Below are 23,024 nucleotides of genomic sequence, written 5' to 3'. Positions count from 1 at the left end.
TTTTATCTATTATCAACTGAATTACTATAATTTTGGGATTCGCCTCCCGCATAATAACAATGACCCAGCACAAATATTACGGTACCGTTGTCAACTGGTTTGACGACATGAAACGCTGTTCAATCCGCCCAGACAATTTAGGCAAACGGCTGTTTGCCGACGGGCAAAACCTATCGCCCGATTATCCGTCTCCGCAAGCCGGTGACCGCGTCTGCTTTTTCATCGAAAACCACGCCGACCGTCTGGTGGCCTATAACATCGCACCCATTACCGAAGAGCCGCCCGCCCATTACCACACCACCATTACCTTAACCGAATGGGATTTCATGCAAAACGGTGGCTTCGGCACCGACAACCACAATCCCGAACGCAATGTATTTGTGCTGGGGCAATTTTTAGCCGACCAAGGCCGCGCACCCGCTCCGGGCGACTGTCTCGAAGGCAACCTGCGCCAGCATGACAACGGCCAATGGCTGCTGGTGGACGCCGTTATCCGCGCCCAAGCGCCTGTTACCCTAAAACCCGAGCCGGAGGAAGAAACCGTTCAGACGGCTCAAGCCCCCGCTCCGGTTGAAATGCCTGTCGAACCGGCCGAACCCCATAACCTGCTGCCGCCCCACCAAGTCATGAGCGGCACCGTCGTAAATTGGAACGATGAAAAAGGCTACGGTTTTATCCGTTTCGGCGACCAATTTCAAACCGTCTTTTTCCACATCAGCGCCTTCCATTACGCCACCCGCCGACCGAAAACCGGCCAAAAAGTCAGCTTCTACTGTAACCATGCCACCAGTCAAGACAGCCAGAAAGCCGTTAAAGTCGTCTTGCAAGGCGATGAATGCGCCCTGTTTAATGCCCTGCCGCCAGACTACGACCGCTTAAACATCGACATGCCCAAATTTCTGACCAACATCCTGATTGCTGTCGTCTTTTTGGCTGCCGTTGCCTATTTTTCCGTTAAACTGGCCGTGCTGTATCTACTGTTCAGCCTGATTTCTTTCATTCTCTACCGCAACGATAAGCAAATCGCCCAAAAAAGCAGCAAAAACAGCGGCTATATCGGCCGCGTTCCGGAAAAAAACCTGCATTTGGCCGATATCATCGGCGGCTGGCCGGGCGCACTCATCGCACGTGCCGCTTACAACCACAAGACCAGCAAAACCCGCTTTATCCGTATTTTTTGGCTGAGCGTGGCGATAAATATTGCCATAACCTATGGCCTGCTGATACATTACACCGATAATCCTCTTCTCTCTTTATTGAAAAACTAAAGGAATATCATGTCTTTTGCATTTTTCTTCCCCGGCCAAGGCTCGCAAAGCCTGGGCATGATGAACGGTTTTGCTGATACCCCTGTGGTCAAAGCCACTTTTGACGAAGCTTCCGCCGCACTCGGTCAAGACCTGTGGGCGATGATTAACGGCGACGACGCCGGCATTATCGGCCAAACCGTTAATACCCAGCCGATTATGCTGGCTGCCGGTATCGCCACCTGCCGCGCCTATCTGGAAGCGGGCGGCAAAACCCCGACCGTGGTTGCCGGACACAGCTTGGGCGAATACACCGCCCTCGTTGCCGCCGGTGCGCTGGATTTTGCCGATGCGGTGAAACTGGTGCGCCTGCGTGCCGAACTCATGCAATCGGCCGTGCCGCAAGGCGTGGGCGCGATGGCAGCGATTTTGGGCTTGGAAGACCAACAAATCAAAGACATCTGCGCAGCTGCCCAAGAAGGCGAAGTGGTGGAAGCCGTCAACTTCAACTCGCCCGGCCAAGTGGTGATTGCGGGTAACACCGCCGCCGTCGAACGCGCCATGGCTGCCGCCAAAGAAGCTGGTGCCAAACGCGCTCTGCCGCTGCCGGTATCCGTGCCTTCACATTGCAGCCTGATGAAACCCGCCGCCGACAAATTGGCCGAGGCGCTGCAAAGCGTTAACATTAAGCAGCCGCAAATCCGCGTGATTCACAATGCCGACGTTGCTTCTTACGATGATGCCGACAAAATCAAAGACGCGCTGGTGCGCCAGCTTTACAGCCCCGTGCGCTGGACTGAAACCGTCAATGCTTTGGTTGCAGACGGCATTACCGAGTCAGCCGAATGCGGCCCGGGCAAAGTCTTAGCAGGCTTGGCCAAACGCATTAACAAAGCAGCCGTATGCAGCCCGCTGACCGATGCCGGGCAAGTTGCCGCGTTTGTTGCTGAACATTAAACCTGCGCCGACACCACTACCCGGCAATATTCAGACGGCCTTGACGCTCAAGGCCGTCTGAATAACAATAACGAGATAAAAACACGCCGCCAATACCGTTATGATTAAAAAAACCGTCATTCTGGCCGTGCCTTACATGTACGGGTTTGATCAATATATTGAAAAAAACCTCCGTTTTCATGGTTTTGACGTCATCAACCTGTGCTATGACGACAGGGACTCTTTTTACCCCAACCTTGGCAGCCACCTCATCAGCGCCTATCACAAGCTGGTGACCAAAGATTTAAACTACAAGAAAAAGCTGAAATTTTCCCGCTACCAAGACGATATGCGTGCAAAATTGGCAGCCTTGGGTAAATGCAAGGCTGATTATGCCATTTGCATTAGAGCAAACATCTACCCCAAAGAAATCATCGCCACCATCCGCGAACACAGCGAAATTTGCGTGAATTACCAATGGGACGGTATCGGCCGTTTCCCCGACATTCTGCAATACCTGCCTTATTTCGACCGCTGTTGGGTATTCGACCCGGAAGACGTCAAGCGCTATCCGCAATACCGTCTGAAAGCCACCACCAATTTTTATTTCGATCTGCCAGTAGCGCCCTGCACCGCCAATGCCAACCTGTATTTTCTCGGCGGCTACGAATCGCGCCGCGAAGAGCGTACCAAGCTGTTTATCGAAGAGGCCAAACGCTTGGATCTACCGCTGGATTTTTACATCTACTGCAAAGATGACCGCGCCCGTAAAGCCTTCGGCAACAACAGCGTGACCTATCTGAATCGGGATACGGTATTGAGTTTTGAAGAGAATATGCGCAACGCGCAAAGCTGCAAAGCCTTGGTGGATTTCGCCCAATTCGACCACTATGGACTGTCGTTCCGCGTTTTCGATGCGCTGCGTTTTGATAAAAAACTGATTACCACCAACCAAAGTATCGAAGATACCGATTTTTACCATCCTGACAATATTTTTGTATGGGACAGCAATAATTTGAATGACTTGGCGGATTTTTTCAGACGGCCTTTCCATCCTCTGCCGCCACACATCAAGCAGCGTTACGCCTTTAAAAACTGGCTGACCCGCCTGCTGGATGTCGAATCATAAGCCCTTTGCCGCCCACTTTACCGCCATTGCGTGAAACCATGTCCGATACCGCCCGCCCTACTGTGATTCTCGGCATGCCCGCCGACAACGGTATTTACCGCCTCATTTCAGACGGCCTGCGCCACCACGGTTTTCAGGTGATTAGCGCGGTTATGGACAATCAGGCTTTTCGTTATCCCTCCGCGTTCAGCCGTCTGAAAGTCAAATTCGCCCAAACCGTATTGCGCGACCGCGATGCCAAGCGCAAGCTCAAATCCAAGCTGCTACTGGCCGATGTCCGGCGCCAAATCGCCGAAGCAGGTGGCGCCGACTACGCCCTGTTTATCCGTGGCGACATTTATTCAAACGAATTTCTGCGCACCATCAAAAGCCAAGTGCGCCACCAAATGGTGAATTACCAATGGGACGGCTTGGCGCGTCACTCTGAAATCCTTGATTCTGTCGGTCTATTTGACAAATGCTACGTTTTTGACCCCGCCGACTTGAGCGCCGACCGCCGCTTCCTACCGGCGACCAACTTCTATTTCGACCATCTGCCACCGTCTGCCACAAGCAGCAACGGCCTGTATTTTGTCGGCCTGCATATGCCCGGGCGCACCGACACCATCAACCTCTTCGCCGCCACAGCCGGACAAGCCGAGCTGACCCTCGGTTTTCATATTGGCAGCACCGATACCGACAGCGCAGATTTACGCCGCCAATACGCCGATACCATTAACATTTTCCACGGCGTGCGCCCGTTTGCAGACAACCTCCGAGCCGCGCAGCAAGCTACCATACTGGTGGATTTCCGTAACCCGATTCACCACGGCCTGTCGTTCCGCGTCTTCGAAGCACTCGGCTACCGCAAAAAGCTGATTACCGACAATGCCGACATTACCCGCTACGATTTTTACCATACCGACAATATTTTCGTGTGGAACGGCCAAAATTCAGACGGCCTTGCCGCCTTCGCCGCCCGCCCTTATCACGAAATGCCGTCTGAAATTTATACAAAATATGCGTTTGGTAACTGGATACGCTATATGCTGGATATACCGCCGTATCAGGCCATCAGTTTGCCCGAACCATCCCGCCCCGCCTGAGGCCGTCTGAATATGCGCCCTACTGTTATCCTTGCCGTCCCCTACCTCTACGGCCTTGACCGCTGTATCGAAAAAAATCTGCGTTTTCACGGCTTCGATGTCATCAATCTTTGCTATGACGACCGCGACACGCCTTATCCGAACCTGCGCAGCCGTCTGAAAAATCTGTATCACAAACACATTACCCGCGACGGCAATTACAAAAAATCCCTGCGTTTTGCGCCCCATCTGGCCGACATTTCGCTCAAACTGGCGCAACTAAACGGTAAAAAAGCCGATTACGCCCTGTGTATCCGCGCCAATATCTATCCAAAAGAAATCATCGCCGCGATTCGTGCACACAGCAAAATCTGCGTTAATTACCAATGGGACGGCATTGACCGCTTCCCCGATATTCTCGAATATCTGCCGTATTTCGACCGCTTTTTCGTGTTCGACAAACAAGACATCGACCAATACCCGCAATACGCTTTTCAGACGGCCACCAATTTTTATTTCGACTTCCCCTTGCCCAAACCGTCATCCGCTACAAAAGGAGGTATCTATTTTCTCGGCGGTTACGACCCGACCCGCGAAGCCGACACCCGCCGCTTTCTCGACAGCGCACGCCGTCTGAAACTGCCGTTGGACTTTCACATTTACAGCAAAGACGACCGCGCCTGCCAAGCCTTCGGCAGCGACGGCATAAGCTATCTAGACCGCAGCAGCGTGCTGACATTCGATCAAAATCTGCAAAAAATTCAGACGGCCTCAGCCGTGGTTGATTTTGTCAGCGGCGATCATCAAGGGCTGTCGTTCCGCATTTTCGATGCCTTACGGTTTGGCAAAAAACTGATTACCAGCAATACCGCCGTGCAATATTACGATTTTTACCGACCGGAAAACATCCTGGTTTGGAACGAAACCGCTTCCGATAAACTGGCCGATTTCCTAAACACACCATGTCGCGCACTGCCCGAAAACGTGCACCAGAAATACAGCTTCGGCAACTGGATACGCTACGTTTTCGATATGCCGCCGTATCAGGCCATTAGCTTGCCCGACATATCGCATAATTAGATTAAATACCCTATTTATGCTATAAAGAAGCCGTCTGAAAAACCAACCGAAAAGGAAAAAGCATGAGCAACCAAGATTTGACCGGCAAAGTCGCCCTCGTTACCGGCGCTTCACGCGGTATCGGCGCGGCAATCGCCGATACTTTGGCGGCGGCGGGTGCAAAAGTCATCGGCACGGCCACCAGCGAAAGCGGTGCGGCCGCCATCAGCGAGCGTTTGGCGCAATGGGGCGGCGAAGGCCGCGCTTTGAATTCGGCCGAGCCGGAAACCATCGAAAACCTGATTGCCGAAGTGGAAAAAACCTTCGGCAAACTGGATATTTTGGTCAACAATGCCGGCATTACCCGCGATAACCTGTTGATGCGCATGAAAGAGGAAGAGTGGGACGACATCATGCAGGTCAACCTCAAATCCGTGTTCCGCGCCTCTAAAGCCGTATTGCGCGGCATGATGAAGCAACGCAGCGGCCGTATCATCAACATCACATCGGTTGTCGGCGTAATGGGCAATGCGGGTCAGACCAACTACGCAGCCGCCAAAGCCGGCTTAATCGGTTTCTCCAAATCCATGGCGCGCGAGGTCGGCAGCCGGGGTATTACCGTCAACTGCGTGGCACCGGGCTTTATCGACACCGACATGACCCGCGCCCTGCCGGAAGAAACGCGCAAAACCTTTGAAGCGCAAACCGCGCTGGGCAAATTCGGTGAAGCGCAAGACATCGCCGACGCAGTGTTGTTCCTCGCCTCGGAGCAGGCCAAATACATTACCGGCCAAACGCTGCATGTCAACGGCGGTATGTTGATGCCGTAAGCCTGTTGTTTGTATTGCTTCCCAATGCCGTCTGAAAATATTTCTTTTCAGACGGCATTGTTATAAATATGAAACACTTGCCGAGTTTGCTATAATGCAAATCATATTCGGGTAACGCACGGCCAATACTCTTCAAAGGTAATCAACAGCACGCCTACCCACCCATCCACACACCACGCCCAACCCGCCCATGCACGAATTTTCCCTTGCCCCCATCGTTGTCGTTCTGCTTGTTTCGGTTATTACCGTTATCTATTGCCGCAAATTCAATATTCCCTCCATGCTCGGTTATCTGCTGGTCGGCTTTTTGGCCGGGCCGGGCATGTTCAGCCTGATTCCGAAAAGCGACGCCACCGATTATTTGGGCGAAATCGGCATTGTCTTTCTGATGTTCAGTATCGGTTTGGAATTTTCCCTACCCAAGCTCAAAGCCCTGCGCCGCTTGGTATTCGGCTTGGGCGGCTTACAGGTCGTCATCACCATGCTGGCGGTGATGGGCATTTTGATGGTAATGGGCACGCCGTTTAACTGGGCATTTGCGATGGCGGGCGCGTTGGCCATGTCGTCCACCGCCATCGTCAGCCGCATTCTGGCGGAAAAAACCGAACTCAACCAACCGCACGGCATGATGGCGATGGGCGTATTGCTCATGCAAGACATCGCCGTGGTGCCGCTGATGATTTTGATTCCGGCGCTGGCCGGCGGCAGCAGCGGCAACCTGTGGGCGGAACTCGGTTGGGCGGGCGTCAAACTGTTGGTTACGCTGGGGCTGCTGTTTTTTATCGGCAGCAAAGTGATTTCGCCGTGGTTCCGCAAAGTCGCCAAGCGCAAATCGTCCGAACTGTTTATGATTAACGTGCTGCTGGTCACGCTGGGCGTCGCCTACCTGACCGAGCTGGAAGGCTTGTCGATGGCGCTGGGCGCATTTGTTGCCGGTATGCTGCTGTCGGAAACCGAATACCGCTTTCAAGTGGAAGACGACATTCGCCCGTTCCGCGATATTCTACTGGGCTTTTTCTTCATCACCGTCGGCATGAAGCTGGACATCCAATCCTTAATCAGCAACTGGCAGATGATTTTGGTGCTGCTCGTCCTGCTGTTATTCCTGAAAGCCCTAGTGGTATTCCTGATTGCCTTCCGCATGAAACACCCCGTAGCCGACAGCCTGAAAGCCGCGCTGTATCTGGCGCAAGGCGGCGAATTCGGCTTTGTTATGCTGGCCATTTCCAGCAAAATCAATATGGTATCGCCCGAATTGGAGCAGGCCGCCACCGCCGCTATTTTGCTCTCCATGATTGCCGCACCGTTTATTTTGGAAGCCAGCGATAAAATCGTCAGCCGCTTTGTCAAATCCAGCTGGGACATGAAAGCCGTTGATTTGCATACCATGCTGGTGGAAACCATGAACAAATCCGACCACGTCTTGATTATCGGTTTCGGGCGCGGCGGCCAAAGCATCGGCCGCATTCTGGCACAGGAAAACATCCCCTACTACGCGCTGGACTTGGACGTCGAGCGCGTGCAAATCGCCCGCAATGCAGGCGAACCGGTCTCATTCGGCGATGCTAAGCGCAAAGAAATTCTGGAAGCCGCCGGCTTGAACCGCGCCAAAACCGTTGTGATTACGCTCAATAATATGCACGAAACCCAACATGTATTGAACAACATCATGACCCTACACCCTTCCATGCCGGTGTATGCACGCGCCACCAACGATGATTATGTAAAAATCTTTACCGAAATGGGCGCGGAAGAAGCCGTTTCCGACACCAAAGAAACCAGCCTGGCGTTGGCCGGTTACGCGATGTTGGCCAACGGCCAGCCTTACAGCACCGTATCGCAAACCCTGATGGGCATCCGCCGCAGCCGTTATGTTTCGCTGGAAGGCTTGTTTGTCGGCAGCGATGACGAAACCACTTTTGATTCGGAAAGCAATTTCTGCCGCCACGCCTTCCCCTTGGCTGCAGAAGCCTACGCCATCGGCAAAACCGTGGCGGAACTACCGCTGGAGCGCGACCACATCAAGCTACTGTTTATCCGACGTAACACCAGCCGTTTGGAAAACCTGCCGCCCGATTTCACTTTGGCATCCGGCGACATCTTGGTCGTCGCCGGCAAAAAAGAAGAAATTATTTCTTTTGAAAACTGGAGTTTGCAAGGAAATATCTGATTAAATGCAAATATCACTTGCAGCACCTCCGTTTTTTTGATTTAATTACGTCTTCGCAGTTTTGCGACACGGGTGATTAGCTCAGTTGGTAGAGCGTCTGCCTTACAAGCAGAATGTCGGCGGTTCGACTCCGTCATCACCCACCAAGTTTTTTGCAGTCTGATTTTTTCAGGCGGCAATGCGCGGTGGTAGCTCAGTTGGTTAGAGTACCGGCCTGTCACGCCGGGGGTCGCGGGTTCGAGCCCCGTCCGCCGCGCCAAAATTTAAAAATATCTTTGACACGATATTTGATTTTCAATTGCTTGTTCAAAAAAGCAAGATAACAAGGCGGCAAGTCGCGGATCGTACATCAAGTACGACAAGACGAGCCAACGCAGTTAGGTTGTTTTTTGAACAAGCAATAAAGGGTGATTAGCTCAGTTGGTAGAGCGTCTGCCTTACAAGCAGAATGTCGGCGGTTCGACTCCGTCATCACCCACCAAGTTTTTTGCAGTTTGATTTTTTTCAGACGGCAATGCGCGGTGGTAGCTCAGTTGGTTAGAGTACCGGCCTGTCACGCCGGGGGTCGCGGGTTCGAGCCCCGTCCGCCGCGCCAAAGTTTAAAAGCACCGTTTGGCGGTGCTTTTTCAATAAGCTAAAGTAAACGGGTGATTAGCTCAGTTGGTAGAGCGTCTGCCTTACAAGCAGAATGTCGGCGGTTCGACTCCGTCATCACCCACCACATACAACAGCCTGATGTTTGGATACATCAGGCTGTTTTTTCATTGGCTTTCAGACGGCATAGGCCGTCTGAAAGCCATGCTAATAGACAATTGGAGGCAGCAACACCGTCTCACACTAACAGAGATAACTGTCCCATTAAAAAAGCCCGAAACATCTTCGGGCTTTTTTAATGGCTCAATACTATTCCAGCACCACTTCCACGCGGCGGGCTTCGGCATTATCGCCGCTGCCTTCGCTGTCGGCAGGTTTGCGCAGCTCGATTTGCTCTTCAGCCACACCAAACCCCATCAGCGCATTTTTTACCGCCAGCGCACGCTGTTTGGACAACTCTTCATTTTGCGCCTGATTGCCGGTTTCATCATGATAACCGGAAACGATGGCTTTTTTGCCTTCTTTCACACCGGCCAGCACATCCTGCAAAGCTTCTTGCGCACCTTCGGCCAAATCAGCCTTACCGCTGGCAAAATAGAATTTCACAATGCCGTTTTCCACTACCACGGCTGCCGCGTCATCTGCGGGCGCGTCAGCGACAACCGCTTCCGACGGCGCTACATCGGCAGGCGCAGCTGTTTCCAAACCATTGCCTTCAACAGCCGAAACCGCCGCCTCTTCCGCAGCCGTTTCACTCACTTCGGCAGAAGCCGCTTGACCGTATGCAGGCGAACCCTCGATTTTACCGGTTTCCCAGCCCCAGATTGAAAAGAACAAAACCGCAGCCGCAGCCAGACCCGCCGCACCACCGGCCAACCATAAACCGGCGCGTTGCTCTTTGTTATCATCGTTATCAGACATCTTCCATTCCTCTCCATCGGATTAAAGGTAACAAACTGCCGCCATTATACCGAAATCGCCGAATACCCCACAACAAAACTATTCAAACCACGACCAAAACAGTAAAATGAAGCCTTTATTTTATTTCCGATTCCGAACCAAGCCATGCTGACTTTCCAACAAATTATTTTCAAACTGCAAACCTTCTGGGCCGACAAAGGCTGCACTATCCTCCAACCTTTCGATATGGAAGTCGGCGCGGGTACATCCCACCCCGCCACCTGCCTGCGTACGCTCGGCCCGGAGCCGTGGTTTGCCGCTTATGTGCAACCCAGCCGCCGCCCGAAAGACGGCCGCTACGGTGACAACCCCAACCGCCTGCAACACTACTACCAATTCCAAGTCGCGCTCAAACCCGCTCCTGCCGATATTCAGGATTTGTATCTGGGTTCCTTGCGCGAATTGGGTATCGATCCGAAAGTGCACGACATCCGCTTTGTCGAAGACGACTGGGAAAACCCCACCCTCGGCGCATGGGGCTTGGGCTGGGAAGTCTGGCTCAACGGCATGGAAGTCACCCAATTTACCTATTTCCAACAGGTCGGCGGCATCGACTGCTCGCCCGTACTCGGCGAAATTACCTACGGTATCGAGCGCCTGGCCATGTATCTGCAAGGCGTGGAAAACGTTTACGATTTGGTGTGGTCGCGCCGTCCCGACGGCCAGGTAGTGACCTATGGCGATGTGTACCATCAAAACGAAGTGGAGCAATCTACCTACAACTTTGAATACAGCGACGCCGCTTGGTTGCTGGATCAGTTCAACGGCTACGAAGCGCAAGCGAAACGCCTGTTGGCGGTAGAAGACACCAGCCTCGCCTTGCCCGCTTATGAACTGGTATTGAAAGCCGGCCATATGTTCAACCTGTTGGACGCGCGCGGTGCGATTTCCGTAACCGAACGTGCCGCCTACATCGGCCGTATCCGCACCCTCAGCCGCGTAGTGGCGCAAAGATTTGTGGAAAGCCGCGAGAAATTAGGCTTCCCGCTGATTAAAGAAACCAACGCCTGATATTTCAGACGGCCTAAACGCAATTTCATGGATTTAAGATATATCTGTAACCATCTTATTCCTAGCCGCGTCATAAGGCCGTCTGAAAACCGCCCACCACCAAGATAGCGACACCATGATAGAAAAACTCACGTTCGGCCTATTTACCAAAGACGACACCCGCAGCTTTATGCGGCTGATGAATTACGTTAAGCCCTACAAAGCCCGCATTATCTGGGCATTGGTGGCCACCGCCGGCGTTGCCGCTACCGAAAGCTATCTGGCCGCCTTTATCGCCCCGCTGGTCAACCAAGGCTTTGCCGCGCCTGTTGCCGCACCCGTGTTATCCAATACCGGCGCTTGGTATGAACCCCTGCTGCACCTGAAAGAGCAGATGAACTACCTTATCTGGGGTACAGAAAACAAAATCTGGGCGGTTCCCCTGTTTTTCATTTCGCTGATTATCTTCCGCGGGCTCTGCCGTTTTGCCAGCACCTACCTGATGACTTGGGCCAGCGTGGTCGCCACCAGCCATTTGCGTATCGACCTCTTCAACAAAATGCTGTCGCTCTCATCGCAAACGCTGCAACACGAAACCGCCGGCGCGATTACCAACCGTTTCATTACCCAAGCCAACGCCGCCATCAGCAACGCGGCCAATGTATTTATTACCCTGACCCGCGACACCCTGACCGTTATCGGTTTGGTATGCGTTTTGCTGTATCTTAACTGGCAGCTGTGCCTGGTGGTTTTGCTGATGTTCCCCGCCCTTTCCTGGCTGTCCCGCTATTACCGAGACCGTCTGAAAGAAGTCTTGCGCAGCTCTCAAGCCGGTATTGCCGAAATCAACAACATGGTTAACGAAACCCACGCCGGTCACCGCGTGGTGCAAATGTTCGGCGGTTACAAAGCTGCCGATAAAAAATACCGCTTTATCGACAACCAACTGGTGCGCGTCAGCAAAAAAATCACCCAAGCCACATCCGCCCGCTCCCCCATCAGCGAGTTGATTGCCTCCATCGCGCTGGCGGTGGTGATTTTCGTTGCCCTCTGGCAAAGCCAAAGCGGAGTCACCACCATCGGCGAATTTATGGCTTTTATCGTTGCCATGTTGCAAATTGTCAGCCCGATTAAAAACCTCTCCAACATCAGCATTCCCATGCAGGGTATGTTTTTGGCGTCTGACGATATCTGCTATTTCCTTGATCTGCCCAAAGAGGCCGATACCGGCACACAAACCATAGACCGAGCCCAAGGCCGTCTGAAATTTGAATACATCGACGTTTTGTATGAAGGCCAAAGCCACAAAGCCCTGGATGATTTTAATTTGTCTATCCGTCCTGGCGAAAAAATCGCCCTGGTCGGACGCTCCGGCAGCGGTAAAACCACCGCCGTCAACCTGTTGCCACGCTTCGTAACCGCTACTTCCGGCCACATCTATCTGGACGACACCGACATCAACGACTTAACCCTGAAAAGCCTGCGCCAACAGTTTGCCCTCGTTTCCCAAGACGTTTTCCTGTTTGACGACAGCCTGTACAACAACGTCTTATACAGCCGCCCCGAAGCTACACCCGAAGAAATCGAAAACGCCTTGCGCGCCGCCAATCTTTGGGATTTTGTGCAAGAACAACCGCAAGGCTGGGATATGCCCATCGGTGCCAACGGCAGCCACCTCTCCGGCGGCCAGCGCCAACGCGTATCCATCGCCCGAGCCATCCTCAAAGACGCGCCTATTCTGCTCCTTGACGAAGCCACCAGCGCACTCGACAACGAATCCGAACGCCTTGTACAACAAGCCCTTGAGCGCCTAATGCACGGCCGCACCAGCATCATCGTCGCCCACCGCTTAAGCACCATCGAAGAAGCCGACCGCATTATCGTGATGGACGGCGGCAAAATCATCGAAGAAGGCACGCACGCCGAACTTCTAGCCAAAAACGGCTACTATGCTGCCTTGCAAAATATGCCGAAGCTGGCCGAATAATTCATTTTCAGACGGCATTAAGGCCGTCTGAAAACCAAGCCTGAAACAGACAATGAATACTACCGCCAACCCACTTGTTTCCGTCATGATTCCTTACTACAACTGTAAGGACTACATCGCCGAAGCCGTTGAATCGGTTGAGCAGCAAACCTATGCCCCCATCGAAATCATCATCGTGGACGACGGTTCTGCGCCAGAACATGCTGATTACCTGCGCCAATATCTAGCCAATAAACCGCATATCCGTTATGCCGTGCAAAATAATCAGGGCGTATCAGCCGCCCGCAACCATGCCGCACGGCTAGCGCAAGGCAGCTATTTTCTGTTTTTAGACGCTGACGATATTATTCTGCCCGATTATGTTGCCAAAGGAGTGGCCGTTTTAGAAGCTAATCCAAACTACGTATTAACCTACCCGCAGGCGGAATTATTCGGCGCACAAAGCGGCCTTTGGGAAATTCCCCCTTATGAAGGCTTTAAAAGCCTGCTAATGGGCAATAAATTTCCTTCCTCTATTTCTATGCACCGTGCTGCTTCTTATCAGGCAATCGGTGGATTTGATGAAAACCTAAATACTCACGAAGATTGGGATTATTGGATTCGGATGCTGCAAAACGGTGGTGAAGCCTACCAGATTCCAGAAGTATTGTTCCGCTACCGTAAGCGTGAAGACCAATCCTCCTTGAGCGACCAATTTACCCAGAACCGCCAAATTGCTCAACGCGACTGGCAGCGTGTCTATGAGAAAAATCGTACCATTTTCCTGCAACACAACTTGGGGTATCTAGATTGCGTTACTGCCCTGCTGCACATGGATTTACTACAACAACATGCCAATAACCTTGAGCAAATCAACCTGAATTTGACCCAAAACCACAATAATATCCTGCAAGATAACAGCTCATTACAACAACAAAACCAAGAATTAACTTCTAAAATTCACTTACTACGAGAAAACATCATGTCGTTTGAACAACAGAATCAAGCATTGCAAGACGTATTGTCTAAGCTGCTGCAACAATCGGAACATTCAGCCAAGCAGACCGAATCACTCCAACAGCAAATTGACGCCATTAATCAACGGATAACGCAAAACAACAATGCCCAACACCAGCTTGCCGAAGCGCAGCAAACCATCCAAGCATTGCAAGCGCAAATCCAAGTGCTGACCCAAGAAAAAGAACACCATGCGCATACCGCGCACAATCTATATCTAAACCATAATGCGTTGCAACAACGCCTGACTGACTATAAATCCCTGATGACTGTTAAAACCTTCAAACCGTTTGTTAAAATCGAACAAGGCCTCAGATCCGCCAACCGCTGCCGCAAAGGTTTCCGCCAGCTGGTACGTGAAAAAGGCAGTATCGGCAAGGCCTACCAGCATATCCGCCATATGTACTTGGATAACGACTTGCGCACCGTCAAGCAGTTCCTGCGCTCTAACGCATACAGTCATTTAACTGGCATACCGCAGCATTCGTCCGACCACTTTGACATTGGCAATAAAGCAGCCTATCAAACTTGGATTGCCCATAATGATGTCTATACCGCAGATGATTTGGCTCAGATGGATAAGCAAGTCAGCAGTTTTGCTTACCGTCCTAAGATTTCCGTCCTGATGCCAGTCTATAATGTTGACACTAAATGGCTTAAATTAGCCATTGATTCAGTACGCGAACAAGTTTATGAAAACTGGGAATTATGTATTGCCGATGATGCGTCTCCTAATGCCGACATCCGCCCGCTGCTTGAACAATATATGAAAATCGACGCACGGATTAAAGTCGTCTTTCGCGAAAAAAACGGTCACATCTCAGAAAATTCCAACAGCGCACTAGCGCTGGCAGAGGGTGAATGGCTGGCATTAATGGATCACGACGACGTATTGCCCGCACATGCCTTGTTTGAAATCGTCAAAGCTCTGCAAAGCCATCCAGACGCTTCAATGATTTATACAGACGAAGACAAAATCGACGAAAACGGCGTGCGTTTTATGCCGCACTTCAAATCCGATTTCAACCTTGATTTGCTCTATGGGCAAAACTATATTTCCCATTTGGGTGTGTATAAAACAGATGTTGCCAAAGCAATCGGCGGTTTCCGCAAAGGCTTGGAAGGCAGCCAAGACTATGATTTTCTATTGCGCTATCTGTTGGAAATGGGTGGCAACAATGTGGTACATATTCCGAAAATCCTTTACCATTGGCGCGCGATTGAAGGCTCGACTGCATTAGCCTCAGGTGAGAAATCCTATACGACCGAAGCGGGTATCAAAGCGCTGCAACATTATTTTTCTCAACTTGAGCAAGATGTTACCGTTACACGCGGCAAGGCTGACAACCTCTACCGCGTGCAATGGCATTGGTCGGAGCAACCGTTGGTTAGCCTGATTATCCCGACCCGCAACGGTTATGCCATTACCAAGCAAGCCATCGATTCGATTTTGGATAAAACAGAATATCAGAATTACGAAATCCTGCTGGTAGACAATAATTCAGACGACCCTCAAACGCTGGCCTATTTCGATGAAATTGCCAAACATCCGAAAGTAACGCTGCTACGCTATCCGCAACCGTTTAACTACTCCGCCATTAACAATTTTGCCGCTAAACATGCCAATGGCAGCATTATTGGCTTGATTAACAATGACATCGAAGTGATTAATCCTGAATGGCTAACAGAGATGGTATCACAGGTGCAACGACCGTCTATCGGCTGCGTCGGCGCTATGCTGTATTATCCAAACGATACAATCCAGCATGCAGGTGTATTTATCGGTATCAACGGCGTTGCAGCTCATTCACATAAACACTATATTAAAAAACATCCAGGTTATTTCTCCCGTTTGTATGTCGCTCAAGATTTGCTGGCCGTAACCGCTGCTTGCCTGCTGGTACGCAAAGAAGTTTTCGACGAAGTCGGTGGCTTAAACGAACAAGATTTAACTGTTGCTTTCAATGATGTCGATTTCTGCTTGAAAGTCCATGCTGCTGGCTACCGCAACTTATGGACACCATATGCAGAGCTGTACCACCACGAATCTATCAGTCGCGGCCATGAAGATAATCCAGAGAAGCAAGCCCGCTTTAAACGGGAAATTGACTACATGATCCGTACTTGGCATACCGACAACTTACAAGACCCGTATTACAATCCAAACTTAACCATCAGGCATGAAGACTTTTCTATTCCAGTAATATCACGGGTAAAGCGCTAATTTCAGACGGCCTAAGATAGCCCAAGGCCGTCTGAAAACAGCTATTGCACGCTACGTTAATAAAAACTAAACTAACAAAACTTAGTCCGATAAAACAAGGCTGATATCTCTTATGCAAACCGTCAATATCCATGAAGCCAAAACCAACCTGTCCCGCCTGCTGGATGGCGCGGTGCACGGCGAGCCGTTTATTATTGCCAAGGCGGGTAAGCCGATGGTGCGTGTGGTACCGTATCTAGCGCAAAAGCCGCAAATCAAACGAATTGGGTTTATGCCTGCATTGCAAATTCCCGATGATTTTGACGATTTGAGCGCTACCGACGTTGAGGCGCTGTTTACCGGGGCTGACGAATGAAATATCTGCTGGATACGCATATTCTGTTGTGGGCGGCAGCCGACCATCCGAAACTAAGCCGGACCGCACGCGACATCATCAGTAATCCCGACAACGAGTTGATGTTTAGCGCAGCCAGTATTTGGGAAATTTCCATTAAATCAGCGCAGAGGCGTGCCGACTTTTCGGTCAATGCCGGACAATTCCGCCGCGCTTTAGCGGATAACGGTTATTTGGAGCTACCCATTACAGGCCAACACGCAGCAGCAACCGCCAATCTGCCGGATATCCATAAAGACCCTTTTGACCGCATGTTGGTTGCGCAATCCCAAACGGAAGGGATTATCTTACTCAGCGCTAACAGCAAAGTAGCTGCTTACGGGCAGACAGTATTGGCCGTCTGAATTTAAAACATACATGAAAACAGCGGCTTGCCGCATTTTGAAAACCGAAAGTAAAACATGACCCAAACCCTGTTAATCGAACTCCTAACCGAAGAACTACCCCCAAAAGCCCTCAACAACTTGGGCAATGCCTTTGCCGCCGCCATTGCCGAAGGCTTGGAAAAAGCGCAGCTGCTTGACGGCGCAGCCGAATACACCGCTTATGCCTCGCCGCGCCGTTTGGCCGTACAGGTGAAAAATGTTAAAGCGGTGCAGGCCGACCAGCAGATTGTGAAAAAAGGCCCGGCCGTTGCCAATGCCATGAAGGATGGCGTGCCGACCAAGGCTTTGGAAGGTTTTGCCCGTGGCGCGGGTGCGAAAATCGAAGATTTGACCATGATTCACGACGGCAAACAAGACGTATATGCCTACGCATACACCCAAACCGGCAAGCCGCTGGACGAATTACTGGAAGACATCATCAATCAGGCGGTGAAAAAACTGCCGATTCCGAAAGTAATGCGCTGGGGCAGCAGTAGTTTTACCTTTGTGCGTCCGGTGCACGCGCTGACCGTGTTGCACGGCGATAAAATCGTCAATGCCAACGTATTGGGTCTGCAAAGCGGCAACACCACTTTGGGACACCGCTTCCTTTCCGAAGGCGAAATTACCATCCGCAACGCCGACAGCTATGCCGAACAACTGAAAAACGAAGGCAAAGTCATTGCTTCGTTTGCCGAGCGCAAAATTGCGATTCAGACGGCCTTAAACGCGCAGGCAGGCCGTCTGAATGCGACCGTTGCCGCCGACGAAGCGCTGCTGGACGAAGTGACCGCGCTGGTGGAATGGCCGGTGGTATTGGAAGGCGGCTTTGAAGCGCATTTCTTGGCGGTGCCGCAGGAGTGTCTGATTCTGACCATGCAGCAAAACCAAAAATATTTCCCGCTGCTCGATGGCACCGGCAAGCTGATGAACCGTTTTTTGCTGGTTTCCAACTTGGAAGCGGACGACCCGTCGCATATCATTCGCGGCAACGAGCGCGTGTTGCGCGCGCGCCTGTCTGACGCGGAGTTTTTCTACAAGCAAGACCAAAAAGCCACATTGGAGAGCCGTTTACCGAAATTGGCGCAGGTGGTGTACCACAACAAACTGGGCAGTCAGGCCGAACGTCTCGACCGCCTGATGAGCATTAGCGGCCACATTGCCCGCGCATTAGGTGCAGACGCTGCCGTTGCCGAACGTGCTACCCGCCTCTCTAAGGCCGACTTAGTGACCGAAATGGTGGGCGAGTTCCCCGAGCTGCAAGGCACGATGGGCAAATATTATGCGCGTCTGGACGGCGAAAGCGAAGAAGTCGCCAACGCCATCGAGCAGCATTACCGCCCGCGCTTTGCCGGTGATGATTTGCCCGAAGGCAAAATCGCTACCGCTGCGGCGCTGGCCGATAAATTGGAAACGCTGGTCGGCATTTGGGGCATAGGCCTGATTCCGACCGGCGACAAAGACCCTTACGCGCTGCGCCGCTCGGCTTTGGGCATTCTGCGTATGCTGATGAATAGCGATTTGAGTATCAGCGATGTGTTGCAAACCGCTTATGCGACTTTCCCTGCCAGTAAATTGGCGGACAATACCGTCGCCGAAGTCGCCGACTTTATGCAGGCACGTTTGGCTGTGTTGCTGCAAAATGATTATCCGCACGACATCGTTGCAGCGGTATTGGCGCAACGCCCCGACCGTTTGAACGACCTGACCGCCAAGCTCGATGCCGTGGCCGCGTTCAAACAGCTGCCCGAAGCCGCCGCCCTTGCCGCCGCCAACAAACGCGTGCAAAACCTGCTGAAAAAAGCCGACGCGGATTTGGGCAAGGTTGACGAAAGCCTGTTGCAACAAGATGAAGAAAAAGCCCTCTATGCCGCTGCGCAAGCGCTGCAACCGAAAATCGCCGCAGCCGTGGCAAACAACGATTTTCAGACGGCCTTGACCGAGCTGGCAGCCATCAAACCGCAGGTAGACGCTTTCTTCGACGGCGTGATGGTGATGGCAGAAGATCCGGCGGTAAAACAAAACCGCCTGAATCTGCTGAACCAACTGGCGCAACAGATGAATGCGGTGGCGGATATTTCCTTGTTAAGTGAATAAACTTTATATTTGAATCGCTAAACATGAAAGGCCGTCTGAAACATCAGCTTGAATGATTGCTGATGTTTCAGACGGCCTTTGGTTTCAAGATACTTGCAAGAATCCCGTCAGACAAAATCACCCCATAAAGTCTGCATGGCGGCGATTGCTGCTAAAGCGGCTGTTTCCGTGCGTAAAACCCGTTTACCCAGCGTTACCGCTTGGAATCCGGCAGCGAAAGCCTGCTGCTCTTCCTGAGCCGTCCAACCGCCTTCCGGCCCGACCATAAAAATCAGGCCGTCTGAAGAGGGGGTAATTTGATTCAGCTTCTGCGCCCGATTCAGGTTCATCAGTAATTTTGTTTTTTCAGACGGCATTTGCTGCAAAGCCTGCTGATACGAAATCAACGGCAACACCTGCGGCACAATATTGCGCCCGCTCTGCTCGCAGGCAGCAATCACAATTTCCTGCCAGCGTACCACCCGCTTATCCGCGCGCTCTCCGTTTAAGCGCACCACGCAGCGTTCACTGATCACCGGCTGAATCGCGGTCACACCCAGTTCTACGCTCTTTTGTAACGTAAAATCCATGCGCTCGCCGCTGGAAACGGATTGTATCAGGGTAATGTTTAACGGCGATTCGTTATTGGCAATGTCTGCCCGCAAAATTTCAGCCTCGGCACGGCGCTTTTCCAAGGTAGTCAGACGAGCCGGATAAGCCTTACCGTCACCATTAAACAAAACGATTTCTTTCTCCGCTCTGACACGCAGTACATTCAAATGGCGGACGACATTATCGGGCAACTCAATCCGCTGTCCGGCATTCAGGGGAGTATTCAGATAAAAACGGGGCATAAAAACAGGTTGATTAGCGTATAATGCGCACATTATCAGTATATTTACGCCGAAATAGCAAGCTTTAAGGATAAAAGTGTTACACCAACTGCAAAACGTCGTGCGCCATATCGCACAAACCGAAGTGATGCCGCGCTTTTTAAATACGCCCTCTTACCGCAAAGACGATGGCAGCATGCTCAGCGATGCGGATTTGGCCGCGCAAACTGCATTTGCCGCCGCACTGCCGCTACTGGCCGACAGCCCCATGCTCGGCGAAGAGATGACAGCCCAAGAGCAACAGGCTTTATGGCTGCAACATTCAGACGGCCTGTGGGTCGTCGATCCGATTGACGGCACCAATAATTTTGTCAACGGCTTGCCACATTTTGCTATTTCCGTGGCTTATGTTCAAAACGGCCGCTCGCAATTCGGCGTGATTTACAATCCTGTCAGCGGCGAATGTTTTTACGCGGAGCGCGGCAAAGGCGCGTTTCTCAATGGGACAAAATTACCTTTACGCTTAGTCAGTAAAAAACTTAAAGAAGCCATCGCCGGTGTGGAAATCAAATACCTCCGATCCGGCAAGCTCTCCAGCCGTCTGAATACGCTAGCGCCGTTTGGCACTATACGCAGCATGGGGTGCAGCACATTAGACTGGTGCTATCTGGCCAGCGGTCGCTATGATGTTTATGTTCACGGCGGTCAGAAATTATGGGATTACGCAGCAGGTGCTTTGATTTTTGAGGAAGCTGGCGGTTGCCTAACAACATTAGAAGGAGATGATTTTTGGAGCGGAGAACACGTCTTCAAGCGCTCGGTTATCGCGGCTCTGGAGCCTGCTTTATTTGAACGATGGGTAGCTTGGATACGGGAAAATCAGTAGTTCCCCGCGAAAGTGTCTTACATAATATTTGCAGATAATGTTGAAAAATACCGTTTATCTGGCAATACAGCCGTATTATCGCGCAATTTACTCAAACAATTTCACTTCTTAACGTCATTTAATACTAAAGCTATTAGAATATGTAGTGCTGAAACACACCGCTCTTTTATCCCTTTTGGGCGGTTCAGCAAGTAAGACGTTTTCCCGCAATGTATTGGCCATTCATACTTCTCCCTTGGTATGAATGGTTTTTTTGCATCCAAACAAGGCGATCCGGTCAGACGAAAAACTGTCCGCAGCATGCTTTAAATTTTTTGCCAGAACCGCAAATACACGGTTGTTTCATGGTCGGTAACGGTACTGTGGGATCAATGAAATACCAGCATTCCTCAATCTTCACAAAAGCCGATAATTCCTGATGTTCCTGCGCAGAGCCATTTTCTTTAAAACGCGCAATAAATGCTACTTGTGCGTGATTTCGACCGATTTTAGGAATATTCTTTAAAATTTCCAATCCCAACCATTCAGTTTCACGGCTCCATGCAGCTATGTCTTCGACATTTAATAGCCCTTGTTGAGCCGGTACCGTAGTCGAAACAATATAATGAATTCGTTGCAAGGCATACGCCGAATAACGCGACCTCATCAACTCTTCTGCGGTTTGAGGCTTTCTCCGGCTAAGGTGAAATAATTCGCAACATTCAGCATACAATTTTGTAGAGCCACAAGGACAAAGCACAGTATCAGACATCATATTCTCGAAAATCATGATTTATGGCAGATTATATAACCAAATCAATAGGTAGAGAAAATCTGTTAAAATAGCGGCTTTCGATTTTGCTGACTCTGAGTTTTTATCATGCCGATTACCGCCGAATGCCTGAATGATTTACTGCCGCAAACACAATGCCGTGAGTGCGGATATGAAGGCTGTCTCCCATATGCTGAAGCTTTGTCTGGGGGCGAAGCGGATATCAATCTCTGCGCACCGGGAGGAGAAACAGTCATTAAGGACATCGCAAGCATACTAGGCAAAGTGCCCGTTCCTCCCGCAAAAATAATAGAAAAAGCGTTGGCATGGATAGATGAAAGCGTTTGTATCGGCTGTACAGCTTGCATACGTGCCTGCCCAGTCGATGCCATTTTTGGTGCCCATAAACTCATGCACACAGTCATTCGCTCTGAATGTACTGGCTGCGGTTTATGCGTAGCCCCTTGTCCAATAGACTGCATCCATATGCAACCAATTCAGGCAGAATTTTTACCCCTAACCTATTCTATTTCTGATGAAAACAAAAAAAATCATCCGCGCTTCGCTGCCGCAACACACGCAAAGCAACGTTACGAGTGGCATAATTATCGCAATATTCGAGATGTAAAAGAAAAAAAAGAGGAATTAGCCAAACGGGAAAACGCCACTAAGAATAAACTATCAGCCACGCAAAAAGCCATCTCGTCACAACCAACAGAAAGCAGTACACCCTTTAACCCAATGGATTTGATTTCCAAAGCCATGGCTAAAGCACAATCTCAACAGACTAACCTTGTAACAGCAGCTAATCGGGAGAACTTCCGTAATAAACAAATAGAAGAAGCTAAGCAACGAGCCATTCACCGCCGAGCACAGCGAGATGCAAAATATGGAAACGAAGAAGAAAAAGAAGCTGCACTAGTCTATCTTCGCCAATACAAAGCTGAACAGGAAGCAATAAAAATCAAACGTAAGCATACTTAAAACGAACAGTAAGTTCTAAAGTGCGATAAATTAATGCAAAATAAAAACCCGAAGGCCGTCTGAGTTTCAGACGGCCTTCGGGTTTAGCATTCGGCAGGATTCGCCCCCTATTTTTTCACGGCAGGAACGGCCGCCTTCTTCACCGGCTGACCCGATACGGTCGCCTCACCTTTGAGCTTGCCGTAAATACCCTCGCCAATTCCCTTCACGTTTTTCAGCTCGTCCACACTCTTGAACTGACCGTGCTGCTGACGGTATGCCACAATCGCCTTCGCTTTGGCCGGGCCGATGCCCGGCAGCGCTTCCAATTCGCTCTGACTGGCGGTATTGATGTTCACCGCCGCCAAACTGAACGCCGAGCACAGCACCGCTAATGCGCCTAACAGGATTTTTTTCATATTGTCTCCGTAATGTGTTTGACCCAGCTATCATCATACCGCAGCGTATTGGAGAGGCACAACGGTTTTCATCATAATCCTGACAGTTTCCTTATTTACCATCACTAACCGTATCCTATCCGCAACACCCCTTCCTACTGCACACACTCTA

The 23,024-nt window shown here is 51.0% G+C and carries 19 protein-coding genes and 5 tRNA genes; 20 read left to right on the top strand and 4 right to left on the bottom strand.

Annotated features, from left to right (window positions below; genetic code table 11):
* Nucleotides 1-59: 59 nt before the first annotated feature.
* The 12 genes from J2T37_RS04205 to J2T37_RS04150 all read left to right on the top strand — a co-directional run bounded on the left by J2T37_RS04205 (nt 60) and on the right by J2T37_RS04150 (nt 9,156).
* A complete protein-coding gene (locus J2T37_RS04205; protein ID WP_253353974.1) occupies nt 60-1,268 on the top strand; it encodes a DUF1294 domain-containing protein in 1,209 nt (402 codons plus the stop codon).
* Nucleotides 1,269-1,277: 9 nt separating this feature from the next.
* The gene (gene fabD / locus J2T37_RS04200; protein ID WP_253353972.1) at nt 1,278-2,204 is read left to right on the top strand and encodes an ACP S-malonyltransferase; all 927 of its coding nucleotides are present in this window, start codon (nt 1,278-1,280) and stop codon (nt 2,202-2,204) included.
* A 100-nt stretch (nt 2,205-2,304) separates the two neighbouring features.
* A complete protein-coding gene (locus J2T37_RS04195; protein WP_253353971.1) occupies nt 2,305-3,312 on the top strand; it encodes a hypothetical protein in 1,008 nt (335 codons plus the stop codon).
* A 38-nt stretch (nt 3,313-3,350) separates the two neighbouring features.
* Nucleotides 3,351-4,397 carry a hypothetical protein gene (locus J2T37_RS04190; RefSeq protein ID WP_253353970.1) on the top strand — a complete coding sequence of 349 codons (1,047 nt, stop codon included), beginning with the start codon at nt 3,351-3,353 and terminating at the stop codon, nt 4,395-4,397.
* A 12-nt stretch (nt 4,398-4,409) separates the two neighbouring features.
* Nucleotides 4,410-5,456 carry a hypothetical protein gene (locus J2T37_RS04185; protein ID WP_253353969.1) on the top strand — a complete coding sequence of 349 codons (1,047 nt, stop codon included), beginning with the start codon at nt 4,410-4,412 and terminating at the stop codon, nt 5,454-5,456.
* 62 nt (nt 5,457-5,518) lie between these two features.
* The gene (gene fabG / locus J2T37_RS04180) at nt 5,519-6,265 is read left to right on the top strand and encodes a 3-oxoacyl-ACP reductase FabG (RefSeq protein ID WP_253353968.1); all 747 of its coding nucleotides are present in this window, start codon (nt 5,519-5,521) and stop codon (nt 6,263-6,265) included.
* A gap of 190 nt (nt 6,266-6,455) precedes the next feature.
* Complete coding sequence (locus tag J2T37_RS04175; RefSeq protein ID WP_253353967.1) at nt 6,456-8,435, top strand: monovalent cation:proton antiporter family protein; 1,980 nt, start codon at nt 6,456-6,458, stop codon at nt 8,433-8,435.
* A gap of 70 nt (nt 8,436-8,505) precedes the next feature.
* A tRNA-Val gene (locus J2T37_RS04170) sits at nt 8,506-8,581 on the top strand.
* A 36-nt stretch (nt 8,582-8,617) separates the two neighbouring features.
* Nucleotides 8,618-8,694: transfer RNA gene (locus J2T37_RS04165), tRNA-Asp, on the top strand.
* A 146-nt stretch (nt 8,695-8,840) separates the two neighbouring features.
* A tRNA-Val gene (locus J2T37_RS04160) sits at nt 8,841-8,916 on the top strand.
* A gap of 37 nt (nt 8,917-8,953) precedes the next feature.
* A tRNA-Asp gene (locus J2T37_RS04155) sits at nt 8,954-9,030 on the top strand.
* 50 nt (nt 9,031-9,080) lie between these two features.
* Nucleotides 9,081-9,156: transfer RNA gene (locus J2T37_RS04150), tRNA-Val, on the top strand.
* Between the two features lie 182 nt (nt 9,157-9,338).
* Here J2T37_RS04150 and J2T37_RS04145 read toward each other — a convergent pair.
* Complete coding sequence (locus J2T37_RS04145) at nt 9,339-9,950, bottom strand: OmpA family protein (protein WP_253353966.1); 612 nt, start codon at nt 9,948-9,950, stop codon at nt 9,339-9,341.
* Between the two features lie 144 nt (nt 9,951-10,094).
* On the opposite strand from J2T37_RS04145, the gene glyQ reads away from it, so the two are divergent.
* The 6 genes from glyQ to glyS all read left to right on the top strand — a co-directional run bounded on the left by glyQ (nt 10,095) and on the right by glyS (nt 19,042).
* Nucleotides 10,095-11,000 (top strand): glycine--tRNA ligase subunit alpha, encoded by a 906-nt coding sequence (gene glyQ / locus J2T37_RS04140; RefSeq protein ID WP_253353964.1) that lies wholly within the window; start codon nt 10,095-10,097, stop codon nt 10,998-11,000.
* A 115-nt stretch (nt 11,001-11,115) separates the two neighbouring features.
* Nucleotides 11,116-12,966 (top strand): lipid A export permease/ATP-binding protein MsbA, encoded by a 1,851-nt coding sequence (gene msbA, locus J2T37_RS04135; protein WP_253353962.1) that lies wholly within the window; start codon nt 11,116-11,118, stop codon nt 12,964-12,966.
* Nucleotides 12,967-13,018: 52 nt separating this feature from the next.
* Nucleotides 13,019-16,186, top strand: a complete 3,168-nt coding sequence (locus J2T37_RS04130) for a glycosyltransferase (RefSeq protein WP_253353960.1) — start codon at nt 13,019-13,021, stop codon at nt 16,184-16,186.
* A 112-nt stretch (nt 16,187-16,298) separates the two neighbouring features.
* Nucleotides 16,299-16,541, top strand: coding sequence for a type II toxin-antitoxin system Phd/YefM family antitoxin (locus tag J2T37_RS04125; RefSeq protein WP_253353958.1), 243 nt, complete (start codon nt 16,299-16,301; stop codon nt 16,539-16,541).
* Complete coding sequence (locus J2T37_RS04120) at nt 16,538-16,924, top strand: type II toxin-antitoxin system VapC family toxin (protein WP_253353956.1); 387 nt, start codon at nt 16,538-16,540, stop codon at nt 16,922-16,924. The genes J2T37_RS04125 and J2T37_RS04120 overlap by 4 nt, the downstream gene beginning before the upstream one ends.
* Nucleotides 16,925-16,981: 57 nt before the next feature.
* Nucleotides 16,982-19,042, top strand: coding sequence for a glycine--tRNA ligase subunit beta (glyS, locus tag J2T37_RS04115; protein ID WP_253353954.1), 2,061 nt, complete (start codon nt 16,982-16,984; stop codon nt 19,040-19,042).
* A 107-nt stretch (nt 19,043-19,149) separates the two neighbouring features.
* Here the strand turns inward: glyS and J2T37_RS04110 are convergent, their stop codons facing one another.
* Complete coding sequence (locus J2T37_RS04110) at nt 19,150-19,875, bottom strand: 16S rRNA (uracil(1498)-N(3))-methyltransferase (RefSeq protein ID WP_253353952.1); 726 nt, start codon at nt 19,873-19,875, stop codon at nt 19,150-19,152.
* A gap of 76 nt (nt 19,876-19,951) precedes the next feature.
* Here J2T37_RS04110 and J2T37_RS04105 point away from each other — a divergent pair, with 76 nt between their 5' ends.
* A complete protein-coding gene (locus tag J2T37_RS04105) occupies nt 19,952-20,740 on the top strand; it encodes an inositol monophosphatase family protein (protein ID WP_253353951.1) in 789 nt (262 codons plus the stop codon).
* 277 nt (nt 20,741-21,017) lie between these two features.
* On the opposite strand, the gene J2T37_RS04100 is transcribed toward J2T37_RS04105, so the two are convergent.
* Nucleotides 21,018-21,509 carry a YchJ family protein gene (locus J2T37_RS04100; protein WP_253353949.1) on the bottom strand — a complete coding sequence of 164 codons (492 nt, stop codon included), beginning with the start codon at nt 21,507-21,509 and terminating at the stop codon, nt 21,018-21,020.
* Nucleotides 21,510-21,599: 90 nt separating this feature from the next.
* On the opposite strand from J2T37_RS04100, the gene J2T37_RS04095 reads away from it, so the two are divergent.
* Nucleotides 21,600-22,475, top strand: a complete 876-nt coding sequence (locus tag J2T37_RS04095) for an RnfABCDGE type electron transport complex subunit B (RefSeq protein ID WP_253353947.1) — start codon at nt 21,600-21,602, stop codon at nt 22,473-22,475.
* A 107-nt stretch (nt 22,476-22,582) separates the two neighbouring features.
* Here J2T37_RS04095 and J2T37_RS04090 read toward each other — a convergent pair whose 3' ends face one another.
* Nucleotides 22,583-22,873: a ComEA family DNA-binding protein gene (locus J2T37_RS04090; RefSeq protein WP_253353945.1), complete on the bottom strand. Its 291-nt coding sequence runs from the start codon at nt 22,871-22,873 to the stop codon at nt 22,583-22,585.
* Between the last annotated feature and the right edge of the window lie 151 nt (nt 22,874-23,024).

Source organism: Neisseria perflava (assembly GCF_024170405.1).
In the GTDB taxonomy this organism is placed as follows: Bacteria; Pseudomonadota; Gammaproteobacteria; order Burkholderiales; family Neisseriaceae; genus Neisseria; species Neisseria perflava_B.
The sequence above is the reverse complement of the archived record's forward strand: the minus strand, read 5'-3'. Positions and strand labels throughout refer to the sequence as shown.